This is a genomic window from Limosilactobacillus pontis (genome assembly GCF_002940945.1).
Lineage (GTDB): Bacteria > Bacillota > Bacilli > Lactobacillales > Lactobacillaceae > Limosilactobacillus > Limosilactobacillus pontis_A.
The window spans coordinates 122,770-135,382 of record NZ_PNFV01000004.1 but is presented as its reverse complement, the minus strand read 5'-3'; the positions used below and the strand labels follow the sequence as shown (position 1 = coordinate 135,382).

Annotated in this window: 14 protein-coding genes; all 14 read left to right on the top strand. The window is 43.7% G+C overall.

Going from position 1 to position 12,613, the window contains the following annotated elements; all coding sequences use genetic code 11:
- Positions 1-54: 54 nt before the first annotated feature.
- The 14 genes from CK797_RS04685 to CK797_RS04620 all read left to right on the top strand — a co-directional run bounded on the left by CK797_RS04685 (position 55) and on the right by CK797_RS04620 (position 12,573).
- Entirely contained in the window at positions 55-1,989 is a 1,935-nt protein-coding gene (locus tag CK797_RS04685; RefSeq protein ID WP_104688604.1) for a DNA polymerase, read from the top strand.
- 86 nt (positions 1,990-2,075) lie between these two features.
- A complete protein-coding gene (locus CK797_RS04680; protein ID WP_003672034.1) occupies positions 2,076-2,462 on the top strand; it encodes a hypothetical protein in 387 nt (128 codons plus the stop codon).
- A 2-nt stretch (positions 2,463-2,464) separates the two neighbouring features.
- Entirely contained in the window at positions 2,465-4,720 is a 2,256-nt protein-coding gene (locus CK797_RS04675; protein ID WP_104688603.1) for a phage/plasmid primase, P4 family, read from the top strand.
- A 213-nt stretch (positions 4,721-4,933) separates the two neighbouring features.
- The gene (locus tag CK797_RS04670) at positions 4,934-5,215 is read left to right on the top strand and encodes a VRR-NUC domain-containing protein (RefSeq protein ID WP_104688602.1); all 282 of its coding nucleotides are present in this window, start codon (positions 4,934-4,936) and stop codon (positions 5,213-5,215) included.
- Positions 5,196-6,551 (top strand): DEAD/DEAH box helicase, encoded by a 1,356-nt coding sequence (locus CK797_RS04665; RefSeq protein ID WP_104688601.1) that lies wholly within the window; start codon positions 5,196-5,198, stop codon positions 6,549-6,551. The genes CK797_RS04670 and CK797_RS04665 overlap by 20 nt, the downstream gene beginning before the upstream one ends.
- Positions 6,548-7,015, top strand: coding sequence for a restriction endonuclease (locus CK797_RS04660; RefSeq protein ID WP_104688600.1), 468 nt, complete (start codon positions 6,548-6,550; stop codon positions 7,013-7,015). Before CK797_RS04665 ends, CK797_RS04660 begins: the two co-directional genes overlap by 4 nt.
- A 148-nt stretch (positions 7,016-7,163) precedes the next feature.
- The gene (locus CK797_RS04655) at positions 7,164-7,541 is read left to right on the top strand and encodes an HNH endonuclease (RefSeq protein ID WP_003671980.1); all 378 of its coding nucleotides are present in this window, start codon (positions 7,164-7,166) and stop codon (positions 7,539-7,541) included.
- A gap of 119 nt (positions 7,542-7,660) precedes the next feature.
- Positions 7,661-8,203, top strand: coding sequence for a P27 family phage terminase small subunit (locus tag CK797_RS04650; RefSeq protein WP_104688599.1), 543 nt, complete (start codon positions 7,661-7,663; stop codon positions 8,201-8,203).
- A complete protein-coding gene (locus tag CK797_RS04645) occupies positions 8,203-9,438 on the top strand; it encodes a site-specific DNA-methyltransferase (protein WP_070366285.1) in 1,236 nt (411 codons plus the stop codon). The genes CK797_RS04650 and CK797_RS04645 overlap by 1 nt, the downstream gene beginning before the upstream one ends.
- A gap of 63 nt (positions 9,439-9,501) precedes the next feature.
- Positions 9,502-10,140: a hypothetical protein gene (locus CK797_RS04640; protein ID WP_104688598.1), complete on the top strand. Its 639-nt coding sequence runs from the start codon at positions 9,502-9,504 to the stop codon at positions 10,138-10,140.
- Complete coding sequence (locus CK797_RS04635; protein ID WP_070366287.1) at positions 10,127-10,333, top strand: DUF5049 domain-containing protein; 207 nt, start codon at positions 10,127-10,129, stop codon at positions 10,331-10,333. Before CK797_RS04640 ends, CK797_RS04635 begins: the two co-directional genes overlap by 14 nt.
- A gap of 65 nt (positions 10,334-10,398) precedes the next feature.
- A complete protein-coding gene (locus CK797_RS04630) occupies positions 10,399-11,997 on the top strand; it encodes a terminase large subunit (RefSeq protein WP_225365025.1) in 1,599 nt (532 codons plus the stop codon).
- Positions 11,998-12,064: 67 nt separating this feature from the next.
- A complete protein-coding gene (relB, locus tag CK797_RS04625) occupies positions 12,065-12,292 on the top strand; it encodes a type II toxin-antitoxin system RelB family antitoxin (protein ID WP_070366289.1) in 228 nt (75 codons plus the stop codon).
- Positions 12,292-12,573, top strand: a complete 282-nt coding sequence (locus CK797_RS04620) for a type II toxin-antitoxin system RelE family toxin (protein ID WP_412052693.1) — start codon at positions 12,292-12,294, stop codon at positions 12,571-12,573. The genes relB and CK797_RS04620 overlap by 1 nt, the downstream gene beginning before the upstream one ends.
- Positions 12,574-12,613: the final 40 nt, after the last annotated feature.

Here is a 12,613-nt window from a genome sequence, read left to right as displayed (position 1 = left end):
CCAAAAGATGGGCAGTCGACTTTGACTACCCATTTTTTGTAGAAAGGATTCCTGATGAAGCAAATTTCAATTGATATTGAAACTTATTCCAGCACCAACCTAAATCAGACTGGTGTCTATCGTTATGCAGACAGTAAAGACTTTGAACTCCTGCTTTTTGGCTACGCTATCGACTTCGGTCCAGTAAAGGTTATAGACCTCACTCAGGGTGAATCAATTCCTCCTCAGGTTATTAAGGCGTTAGATGATCCTACTATTATTAAAAGTGCCTTTAATGCTCAATTTGAACGGGTCTGTCTGTCACGCTTTGTTGGTCACCGCTTAAAGCCAACTGGTTGGCATTGTTCTCGTGTTTGGTCTGCCACTCTCGGCTTGCCATTATCACTACGAGATGTTGGAAGCGTGTTAGGGTTACCACGGCAAAAGATCACTGCTGGTAAAGAGCTTGTGCGCTACTTCTGTACACCTTGCAAACCTACGAAGGCCAATCAAAATCGCACTCGTAACTTCCCCTACCATGCTCCTGATAAATGGCAACAGTTTAAGCAATACAATCAGCGTGACGTCGAGGTTGAAATGGAAATCACCCAGAAGCTTGAATGCTTCCCTGTCCCACAGAATGAATGGGAAAACTACTGGATGGATCAAGACATTAATGATCGCGGTATCCGGATTGACCAACAACTGGTTAACAATGCGATCAAATGTCAAAACGTCTTCCATGACCAGTACTTACAAACTGCTAAAGAATTAACAGGTCTAGCAAATCCTAACTCTCCATTACAGCTAAAAGACTGGCTCCAGCAGCAAGGTATTAAAACTAATTCACTATCCAAAGCATCAGTGGCACAGCTATTACAAACCACTACCGGCACGGTTCATCAAGTATTAGCTCTCCGTCAGTTACTCTCCAAATCAAGTGTCAAAAAGTACCAGGCTATGCAGAAAGCTATGTGCCAAGATGGTCGTGTCCATGGTCTTTTACAATTTTATGGTGCTAACCGGACGGGTCGGTGGGCTGGTCGCCTTGTACAAGTACAAAATCTTCCCCGTAATTCAATGCCAGACCTCGAAGAAGCTCGCGAATTAGTTAAGCAAGGCAACGTACCAGCACTTGCAATGCTTTATGATTCAGTGCCAGACGTCTTATCACAATTGATTCGCACTGCTTTTATCCCTAGCAAAAATCATCATTTCTACGTGGCTGACTTCTCAGCGGTTGAAGCACGGGTGATTGCTTGGCTATCTAATGAAAAATGGCGACAAGAATCCTTTGCCAAGAATGAAGATATCTATTGTGTATCTGCAAGCCAGATGTTTGGTGTCCCGGTGGTCAAACATGGAATCAATGGTGAACTCCGTCAAAAGGGTAAAATTGCGGAACTCGCCCTGGGCTATGGCGGTTCTATTGGTGCGCTCAAAGCCATGGGTGCCACTAATCTTGGCCTAACCGATGATGAATTACCACCACTGGTTCAAATGTGGCGTAATGCTAGTCCTCACATTGTGCAGTTTTGGTGGGACGTTGATAAAGCAGCTAAAGAATGTATTAAAACGCACCTCCCGCAAACTACCCACGGAATGAAGTTTATTTACCGGAGTGGCTGCATGTTTCTTCGTTTACGGTCGGGACGTTATCTTTGCTACCCCCAACCTAAAATTGGCATTAACCGGTTTGGTTCTGAATCGATTACCTTCATGGGGAACAACACCGTGAAAAAATGGGATCGAATTGAAACCTATGGGGCCAAGCTGGTAGAAAACATTGTCCAAGCAACTAGTCGGGACTTGTTAGCCGGGGCTATGCGTCGCTTAGAAACAGCTGGTAACCCTGTCGTAATGCACATTCATGATGAAGCCGTGATTGATGCTCCGACAGACCGCTCGCTCGACACAATAGTTAAGATTATGACCGAGGTCCCTGACTGGGCTGATGGCTTAATCCTCAATGCTGCTGGCTTTGTCGGAGGCTTCTACAAAAAAGATTAATTTTTATAGTTTACTTCTCGCCCTCATCTGGCTTATCAGTGAGGGCTTTTTTAGTCCCATAAATTATTAAGAAAGGATCTGAATCTATGTCAGAAGCAACGCTAGCTATCGCCAAGCTACGTACCAATAAGCCTAATCCCAACTACCGACCGTTGATCTTCGTAGTCGCTCCCTTTACGGAAGTAGTGAAAAAAGATCCAGTGATCGTTCATAAGGTGCAGTCTTACTGCCGATTTGTCTATCAACATGGCGGCATTCCCATTTGTCCACAGCTTTACCTACCTCAATTTATTAACCTGCACCATTCACAGGAATTTCAAGTAGCCACTTTTATTAACATTGTGCTACTGACTAAATGCGCCGAAGCCTGGTCATTTGGTAAACCGACGCACGATATGTGCTACTTCATCCGCTTTGCCAAACGTAAAAATAAAAATATCCGCTACTTTAATAATGAAATGGAGGCCAACTAAAGATGCATTTTACTTTATCGATGGCAGGTAATTCCGGTCAGGCTAGCAATACGATCTATCCTCATCAACAAACTATCACTAACGCACAGGAATTAGAACAGGCTGCCCATTATGACCATGTCTGCGGTCAATTTACAAATAACCAACGCGCTATTGCCAACTTCATCAAAGCTGACTGCCTGATCATGGACTGCGATAACGATCATTCTGACGATCCGACTACTTGGATCAAACCTGCAAACATTGCTAACTATTTCGATGATGTTTCCTACGCCATTACTTTCTCGCGAAACAATATGAAGGCCAAGCACCATAAAACACCCCGGCCTAAGTTTCACGTCTACTTTCCGATTACTGAGATTACGGATGCTAAAACCTACGCCGAACTAAAACACGAAATTCAAGAATACTTTCCCTATTTTGATGACAATGCGCTTGATGCGGCCCGGTTTGTCTTTGGTGTGCCTAGTACTAAAGCCATCTGGCATGAAGGATCACAAGCCGTGGACAAATTTATGATGGCCGAGCGTTACTTTGCTCAGCAAAACATCGGATCAATCCATGAAGGTCAACGTAATGCAACCCTCTCACATTTTGCCGGTCGCATCATTATGCGTCTTGGCAATACTGCTGAAGCTCGTCAGGCATTTCGGGAAGAAGCTGCTAAATGTGATCCACCACTAAGCAAGCAGGAATTAAAAAACATCTGGCATAGTGCCACCAAATTTGGTCAGCGCATGGCTAGTCAAAAAGGTTATATTCCGCCTGAAGAATACAATCAGCCCAATGACGATCTACAACCGGATGATTACTCGGATACTGGTGAATCTTATGTCTTTGTCAACAACTGCAAAGAGCGGGTTTGCTATACCAACCAATCAGGTTTTATGTGGTTCGATGGGAAGGTTTGGCAGGAATCGGAACCTTTAGCTCTCGGTGAAGTCCAGCGCTTTAGCGATAAACAATTAACTGATGCTCAGCTTCGTGTCACTAATAGTTATAAGAAGATTCAGCAAAATGGTGTGACATCCGCTTTGCAAGCAATGGGTAAAACAAAAGCTAGTCGTACTTTTAATGATGAACAACTAGCCGCATTCAAGGATTACGAAAATGCTAAAGCTTACGAAGCCTTTATTCTCAAGGAACGCAGCACTCGAGGTATTAACGGGATCTTAACTAATTCTCGACCAAAGCTCGTCAAAGAGATTAATGATTTTGATGCTGATCCGTTTTTGTTGAACACGCCCAACGGACCTTTCAATTTAAAGAAAGGGATGCACGGTCAACAGGAAATTCAAGCTGATGAATTAATCACCAAATCCACATCCTGTGTTCCTGGTAATCAAGGAGCTTCACTCTGGCAAGAAGCACTCACTACTTTCTTCTGTGGTGACCAAGCGTTGATTAATTACGTCCAAGAAATTGTGGGACTGGTGGCGATCGGTCAGGTGTACTTGGAAGCTCTGATTATTGCTTACGGCAGCGGGAGGAATGGTAAGTCAACCTTCTGGAACACCATCGCTAATGTACTCGGCACTTATACCGGTCACCTCTCAGCTGATGCCTTGACCACTGGTGTTCGGCGAAACGTCAAACCAGAGATGGCCGAAGTCAAAGGCAAGCGGCTAATCATCTCCGCTGAACTAGAAGAAGGTAAGCGACTGAACACTTCCATCGTCAAGCAACTCTGTTCAACTGATGAAATCTATGCCGAAAAGAAATACATGAAACCTTTCTCTTTTACGCCCAGCCACACCATCGTGTTATACACCAATTACCTGCCCCACGTAGGTGGTAATGATGAAGGAATCTGGCGCCGATTGATTGTAATTCCCTTTAAAGCCACGATTGCTAAACGGAATGACATTAAAAACTATGCTCAGTATCTAACCGAACAAGCTGGTCCAGCGGTATTGCAGTGGATTATTGAGGGTGCCCAGCGAATCATTCAGCAAAATTACCAGTTAACCACCCCCGTTGCCGTAACCAAAGCGGTACGATCCTACCACGCTGATAACGATTGGCTAGGACATTTTCTTCATGAGAATTGTGAACTTGACCCCAGTTATGAACAAAAGTCAGGCGATCTTTATCAAAAGTATCGCGAATATTGTCAAAGTATCGGTGAATATATCCGCAGCACGTCAGACTTTTACACGGCCCTCAAAAATGCTGGCTTTCAACGTCAACACAAACAAAACGGTCGTTTCATCAAGGGACTGCGATTAAAAGTTAAGGCTGATGAATTCCTTAGTTGACTGTCATCGACTGTCACCCTTTACAACTTAAAAAGCTTGATACATCAGTATTTACCAATCCTAATGACAGTCATGACACTCTTTTACCTTACTTGTATATAGGAATAAAAATAGAAAAAAAGAGGTATAGAGAAGAGTAGTAAATCAACTGTCACGACCGTCATTAACCCTGACGAATCACCGATATATCAACGTTTAGGAAGGATTTTAAAAATGTTAGAAAAACAAATCGAAACCGCTTTTGTCAAAGCTACTCACCAACGCGGAGGTCTTTGCCTAAAGTTCATCTCGCAATCTATGGCCGGAGTACCTGATCGATTGGTCCTCCTGCCTGATGGTCACATGGGCTTTGTGGAGATGAAGGCTCCTGGTAAACATCCCCGCCCGTTACAAGTGCAAAGACTCAACCAGTTAAAACAACTTGGTTTCCAAGTCTTTGTTTGCGATCAGCTTGATCAGATTGGAGGAATGCTTGATGCTATACAAACCGCATGAATATCAACAATATACAACTCGTTTTATTTTGGACCATCCCGTAACAGCCATCTTGCTTGATATGGGACTTGGCAAGAGTGTCATTACCCTAACTGCTATTAAGCAGCTTATTCAGCAAGGTAAAGTTCAACGAGTATTAGTTGTCGCTCCACTGCGCGTGGCTAAACAAACCTGGCCAGAAGAAATTGAAAAATGGGACCACTTAAAAGGCCTTAACTATTCAGTCGTCACTGGTTCTAAGCTTCAAAGGATCAAAGCACTGCAGCAAGATGTCGACATTTATATCATTAATCGGGAAAACTTGAAATGGCTAATTGAATCCTCTGGTAATTCCTTTGACTACGACATGTTGGTGATCGATGAACTCTCTAGTTTTAAGTCTTACCGCTCACAACGCTTCAAAGCCCTCAAACGAGTGCGACCACTGATTAAGCGCGTGGTTGGCTTAACAGGCACACCGTCGTCTAATGGCTTGATGGATTTGTGGGCAGAGTTCCGCGTACTAGACATGGGCCAACGACTCGGCCGTTTCATCTCATCTTACCGAATGAACTACTTTGACCCTGACAAGCGAAACATGTATCAAGTGTTTACCTACAAACCTAAGCCCGGTGCTGAACAAAGTATCTACCGCGCCATTGATGACATCACCATTTCTATGAAGTCTAAGGATTACTTGAGTCTGCCACCGTTAACTATGAACACCGTTCCGGTAAAAATGAGTAATAGTGAGCAGGCAATCTATGATGAGCTTAATGCCCAGCTAGTAGTTTCAGCCCAGGGTAAACAAATCGATGCCCTCAACGCAGCCAGTCTATCGAATAAACTTTGCCAGATGGCAAATGGTTGTGTCTACGACGACCAGCAGCAGATTATTCAAATTCACCAGCGAAAACTTGATGCCCTTGAAGATTTGGTTGAAGCTGCTAATGGTAAACCTGTCTTGGTAGCTTACTGGTTCAAACATGATCTAATCCAGATTAAAAGTCGTTTCAAGGTTCGTGAGATCAAAACACCCCGTGACATTCAGGACTGGAATGCCGGTAAGATTCCTTTAGCTTTGATCCATCCCGCTTCTGCTGGTCATGGTCTTAACCTGCAGGCTGGTGGTGCTACCTTAATCTGGTATGGATTAACTTGGAGTCTGGAACTCTACCAGCAAACTAACGCTCGGCTCTGGCGGCAAGGGCAACGTCAACCAGTAGTTATCCACCACATCATCACTGAAGGCACCATTGACGAAAACATTCTGGCGGCCCTGAAACGCAAAGACAAAACCCAGTTAGCTTTAATTAACGCAGTGAAAGCCAACCTGAAAGGAAGTGTTATGGCATGAGTATCATGTGGAACTACTTAGACAAACGGCGAGCGACCGTCGCAGCCTTGAAAGATTACGATGGTATGAAGTTCATCATTGACTCTTACCAAGACGACCTGAAGCTAGCCAAGGAACAAATGATTGGTGTCAGTTCGCCACGCTACGGTTTCGTACCTGGCAGCAGTAAAAAAGATAACCCAACTGAGCATCGCCTGCTGCATGGCATCGATGAGACAACCAAGCTGAATGAACGCTACCAACAAGCCCAACTTTACTTCAAGTGGTTCGAGCCAGCCTGGCAAGAGTTATCTGAAGACGAGCGCTTTGTTTTAGATGTCTGCTATCACACTCCAAACCAGTCAATGAACGAGGGACTAACCATCGTGATGGACAAGTACTTCATTGCGAAAACCACTGCTTACAATCGAAAGAACAAAGCACTCGATCACCTCACGCTCTTACTTTATGGATCCCATCATTAGAAAGGTAAAACGCAGAACAAACAATCGGCTTATCTATGTTACGATGGTAGCGTAGAAAATTAGGATAAAGGCATTTGCTTTATAACATTGAAGCCTAGCGGTGCAAAACTGCTGGGCTTTTCTTATACCCTCAGAAAGGAGGAGTGTCATGCCCTACTCACCCAAGAAACCCTGTCGTTACCCTGGCTGCCCGCGACTAACCCACAACACTTATTGTGACGTCCATGCTAAGCAAGTCAGTTCTCACTACAATCGTTACCAACGACCAAAACGTAGTCGTCCGCGCTATCATCGTGGCTGGCCAAAGATCCGTCAACGCTACTTGCTCCACCATCCCTTCTGTGAGATGTGCCTGAGCCAAGGAAGGTATACCCAAGCCACCGAGGTCCATCACGTTCTGCCTCTGGAACACGGCGGCACCAACGAGTTCAAGAACCTGATGGCATTATGTAAGCCATGCCACTCCCGCATCACCGCCCAGATGGATGATCGCTGGCATAAAAAGCCACGTCGATATCATTACTAAACCACGGAGGGGGCCATCAAATCCTTAAAAATTTTTCGCGCGGGAGCGGGCCTGGGCCTCCGTGTACAAAAAATTGAAATCAAACAGGGTATTAACCCCTGCCGAAAGGAGGGAGAGATTTGGCTAAAGATGGTACAAATCGTGGCGGGACTCGGGTCGGAGCCGGCCGGAAATCTAAATCACTTCACGATAAGCTCGAAGCTGGCCAGGAAGCAACTGTAATCGACTTGCCTACTCCAACTAATCTTGAAGGGCACGTTATGCCGCCAGTGAAGAAGTACCTCAAAGCCAAGCAGAAAAATGGTTTAGAGTTTGATGCTGCTGATATCTTCAAGGAAACGTGGGAGTGGCTAGTGGAACGGGGGTGTGAAAAACTAGTAAACACCCAGCTGATCGAACAATATGCGGTTAGTGTTAGCCGGTGGATTCAATGTGAGGAATGTATCTCTAAATTTGGCTTCCTTGCTCGCCACCCCACCACTGGGAACGCGATTGCATCACCCTATGTGTCAATGAGCCGCGATTACATGAAGCAATCAAGTCAGTTATGGTTTCAAATTTTTCAAGTGGTTAAGGAAAACAACGCAACCGCCTATCAAGGATCTACACCACAAGATGATGTCATGGAACGGCTTTTGCGAAGCCGGAAAGGAGTGAACTAATGAAAATTATCAAAAAGAAAATCACCGACTTGATCCCCGCAGATTATAATCCGCGTAAAGATCTCAAGCCTGGTGATCCGGACTACGAAAAGCTAAAACGCTCAATGCATGAATTTGGTTACGTTGACCCAATCATCTGGAATCAACAAACCGGTCATGTAGTTGGTGGTCACCAACGCTTAAAAATTCTGCAAGACGAAGGTATTCAAGAAGCTGACTGTGTAGTCGTTAATCTCAATGATGAGAAAGAGAAAGCGCTCAATGTCGCATTGAATAAAATCAGCGGTGATTGGGATAAAAACAAGTTAGCCCTGTTGATGACTGACTTACAAGCTAGTGATCTTGACGTTTCGTTAACCGGTTTTGATGAGAGTGAAATCACCGATCTACTCGGTACTGCAGATGATACTCGCGACGATAATTTTGACGTGGATAATGAACTTAATAAGCCAACTTTCAGTAAACCTGGCGACCTTTGGCATTTAGGTAAACACACTTTATTATGCGGTGACGCCACTAAGGAGGCCAGCTATCAACAATTACTTGGTGGAAACAAGGTAAACTTAGTACTTACCGATCCACCTTACAATGTCGATTATCAAAGTAAAGCTGGTAAAATTAAGAATGATCACCAAGCCAACGATAAATTCTATCAATTCTTGCTTGCTGCTTTTCAAAATATGAACCAAACCATGGCTAATGATGCCAGCATCTATGTGTTCCACGCCGACACGGAGGGATTAAACTTCCGTCGCGCTTTCCAGGATGCTGGTTTTTATTTATCTGGATGCTGCATTTGGAAGAAACAATCGCTGGTACTCGGTCGTTCACCTTACCAGTGGCAGCATGAGCCAGTTCTTTATGGTTGGAAAAAAGATGGCAAGCACGAATGGTATACCGGTCGCAAGGAATCAACGATCTGGGAATTTGATCGTCCAAAACAAAGTAAGGAACATCCTACCATGAAACCAATCCCCTTACTTGCCTACCCAATTATGAACTCCACTATGTCCAATTGTACGGTACTGGACCCGTTCGGCGGTTCTGGATCTACTCTAATCGCCTGTGAACAGACCAATCGCATCTGTTACATGATGGAACTAGACCCGAAATACTGTGATGTCATCATCAATCGCTATATTGAGCAGGCTGGCTCTGACAAAAAAGTTAGCGTAGAAAGGGATGGCAAAACTTTACCTTATAGTCGGGCAAAAAAAGCGCCAAAATCAGCTTAAAGAGCTTGCTATCTGTGCCTTACAGAGTGATGTATACAGTAACTAAACAAGGAGGTACAGATAATGGAAATTAACTTTAACGTTCATGGTAAAAAGCGTAAAAAGTTGGTGATGCTCATTGCAACTTATACCAAGCAACAAGCTGAATACCAATACACACCAACATACGCATATCAAATTGGCAAATATAATGTCAGTCGAAATGGCACACTAAGTTCCCCAGATAAAATTCCACCACAATTGCTGGAATACTTAAATAAATTAGGCTTTAACGGAACAAAGGTCATTCAGTTCAATCTTTCCTATCCTAGAGAAAACTTTACTGAACAATCTTTGGACAACCTACGGCACTTAATATGGGCAAAAAGTCAGCTAATTAAGGATGCTTTTGACATCAAATCTTTACACCTTATCATTGATGAACAACGTGTATCATTTGACTGGTTTGATCAGATTAGTCCAGAAGATACTGCTGCCTATCAGGAATTTGTCGATAAATTGGTGCAATACGCACAGAGCCATCAGCGAATCATGTCCACACCCCACGAAGAAAGCAATGAAAAATATGCCTTTCGTTGTTTCTTATTGCGACTGGGTTTTATTGGTTCCAAATACAAAAAGCAACGTAAGATATTATTACGCAACTTAACGGGATCGGCGGCATTTAAGAATACGAGGAGGCTTAGCTATGAACCGAATTAAAGAAGAATTAGCTCAACGCGATCGTATTCGTCAACAAGTTTTGCAAATCCGCAACACTGGCGAAACGAATATGTTTGATGTTGAAAACGTGAAACGACTAGCTTATTACTATAACTGCCATGATCTAATCAAATATTTAAACACTGATCGTGCTGGATACATCAAACTGATTTTGACTGGTAAATTTAACTAAACATTGCGGCATTGAGTTAAAAGCTCAGTGCTTTTTTAGTATCACTGAAAGGATGTGATTACCCCTTGCGTAAATTAAAGGACTATAAACCAACCCGCTTTATGGCCAAAGACTCCACCTACAACAAAGATGCGGCCGACTTTGCGGTATCGTTCATTGAATGCCTTTGTCATACCAAGGGTACCTGGGCAGGCAAGCCTTTTGACTTAATTGACTGGCAAGAAAAAATTATCCGTGATATCTTCGGGATCCTTAAACCGGATGGTTACCGTCAGTTCAATACTGCCTATGTTGAGATTCCCAAGAAACAAGGCAAATCAGAATTAGCTGCAGCAGTCGCTTTATTACTATGCTGTGCTGATGGTGAAGAGCGGGCAGAAGTCTATGGCTGTGCGGCTGACCGGCAACAAGCTGCCATCGTTTTTGACGTGGCCGCCGATATGGTACGCATGAACCCGGCGTTAAAGAAACGCTGCAAGATCCTGGCTTCTCAGAAACGGTTAATTTATGAACCAACTAATAGCTTTTATCAGGTTCTATCTGCTGATGCATACTCTAAACACGGATTTAACGTATCTGGGGTTATCTTTGACGAATTGCACACTCAGCCGAATCGCAAACTTTATGACGTCATGACAAAAGGTTCTGGGGATGCCCGTACCCAGCCACTCTACTTTTTGATCACCACTGCGGGAAACGATGAAAATTCCATCTGTTACCAAGTTCATCAAAAAGCGATCGATATTATGAAAGGCCGCAAGCATGATTCTCGTTTCTATCCGGTTATTTACGGCGCTGGGCGTGATGAAGATTGGTCCAGCCCAGAGGTTTGGAAAAAGGCTAACCCTTCCTTAGGCATCACGGTCAAAATGGAGAAAGTCAAAGATGCCTATAACTCAGCAAAGGAAAATCCGGCTGAAGAGAACACTTTCCGACAACTGCGACTCAATCAATGGGTTAAACAAGATGTTCGTTGGATGCCGATGGATAAGTGGGATGCTTGCGCTTTCCCAGTTGATCCAGATGAGCTACGCGGGCGTGATTGCTTTGGTGGCTTGGACTTATCCTCCACTACTGACATTACCGCCTTCGTTCTTGTTTTCCCACCGCGTGATGAATCAGAAGGGTACACTCTGCTCCCTTACTTCTGGATCCCTGAAGATAACGTTGATTTACGGGTTCGCCGTGACCATGTTCCCTACGATATTTGGAAACAGCAAGGTTACCTACAAACTACGGAAGGCAACGTTGTTCACTATGGTTTCATTGAACATTTTATCGATGATCTTGGTAAAAAATATCATATCCGAGAAATTGCCTTTGACCGTTGGGGCGCCGTTGAAATGGTTCAAAATCTGGAAGGTATGGGATTTACAGTCGTGCCATTTGGTCAAGGGTTTAAGGATATGACCCCGCCAACCAAGGAATTGATGCGGTTAACCCTTGAAAAGAAGATTGCTCATGGTGGACACCCAGTTTTACGTTGGATGATGGATAACATTTACATCCGCACAGATCCAGCCGGTAATATCAAACCAGATAAAGCCAAATCTACCGAAAAGATCGATGGTGTAGTCGCCACTATCATGGGGTTAGATCGGGCTATTCGAAATGAAGATAGTGGTGATTCAGTTTACGATGGTCGCGGACTATTAATGCTTTAATCAAAATAGAACGCATTTGCATTCTGATATGATATAATATCATTAACAAATCCAAGGAGGTCCAAACATGGCAACTGCTACTAAATCCACCACTATCCGTTTTGATAAAGACGTCTTAAATTTGATTCACAAACAAGCGGATCTTGATGGTCAATCTGCTACCGAATTCATGCGAAATGCCGTTTTAGAAAAGCTCGAAGATAGTCTTGACTATCAAGATGCAGTCAAAAACATCCGTGAATCCCATGGCCAAACTGTATCTCGCAATGACGTTAAAAAGCAATTAGGCCTTTAATGATGAAATACACTTGGTCATTTAATCAAAAGGCACTAAAGGATTTTAAGAAAAATCTCGACAAGCCTGTTCAGCGAAGAATCATCAATTGGCTTGACAAACATATCGAAGGTTCTGATAATCCGCGAGTTTGGGGTAAAGCCCTGGAAGGTGAACTGGGTACTCTATGGCGTTACCGAGCTGGTAGTTACCGCATCATTGCCGATATTCAAGACGAAGTTTTTACGGTTGTTGTCGTAAAGGCGGGTAAAAGAAATGACGTCTACAAACGAAAAAGTTAAGCGGTGATTGAACTTACCAAAGAGATCAAAATATATTAAT

What these genes read in the sequence shown, in the direction of transcription:
- CK797_RS04670 (WP_104688602.1), top strand. Translation starts at nt 4,934, where the DNA reads ATGTTAGAAAAACAAATCGAAACCGCTTTTGTCAAAGCTACTCACCAA.
- CK797_RS04655 (WP_003671980.1), top strand. Translation starts at nt 7,164, where the DNA reads ATGCCCTACTCACCCAAGAAACCCTGTCGTTACCCTGGCTGCCCGCGA.
- CK797_RS04685 (WP_104688604.1), top strand. Translation starts at nt 55, where the DNA reads ATGAAGCAAATTTCAATTGATATTGAAACTTATTCCAGCACCAACCTA.
- CK797_RS04680 (WP_003672034.1), top strand. Translation starts at nt 2,076, where the DNA reads ATGTCAGAAGCAACGCTAGCTATCGCCAAGCTACGTACCAATAAGCCT.
- CK797_RS04660 (WP_104688600.1), top strand. Translation starts at nt 6,548, where the DNA reads ATGAGTATCATGTGGAACTACTTAGACAAACGGCGAGCGACCGTCGCA.
- CK797_RS04645 (WP_070366285.1), top strand. Translation starts at nt 8,203, where the DNA reads ATGAAAATTATCAAAAAGAAAATCACCGACTTGATCCCCGCAGATTAT.
- relB (WP_070366289.1), top strand. Translation starts at nt 12,065, where the DNA reads ATGGCAACTGCTACTAAATCCACCACTATCCGTTTTGATAAAGACGTC.
- CK797_RS04665 (WP_104688601.1), top strand. Translation starts at nt 5,196, where the DNA reads ATGCTATACAAACCGCATGAATATCAACAATATACAACTCGTTTTATT.
- CK797_RS04640 (WP_104688598.1), top strand. Translation starts at nt 9,502, where the DNA reads ATGGAAATTAACTTTAACGTTCATGGTAAAAAGCGTAAAAAGTTGGTG.
- CK797_RS04635 (WP_070366287.1), top strand. Translation starts at nt 10,127, where the DNA reads ATGAACCGAATTAAAGAAGAATTAGCTCAACGCGATCGTATTCGTCAA.
- CK797_RS04620 (WP_412052693.1), top strand. Translation starts at nt 12,292, where the DNA reads ATGATGAAATACACTTGGTCATTTAATCAAAAGGCACTAAAGGATTTT.
- CK797_RS04675 (WP_104688603.1), top strand. Translation starts at nt 2,465, where the DNA reads ATGCATTTTACTTTATCGATGGCAGGTAATTCCGGTCAGGCTAGCAAT.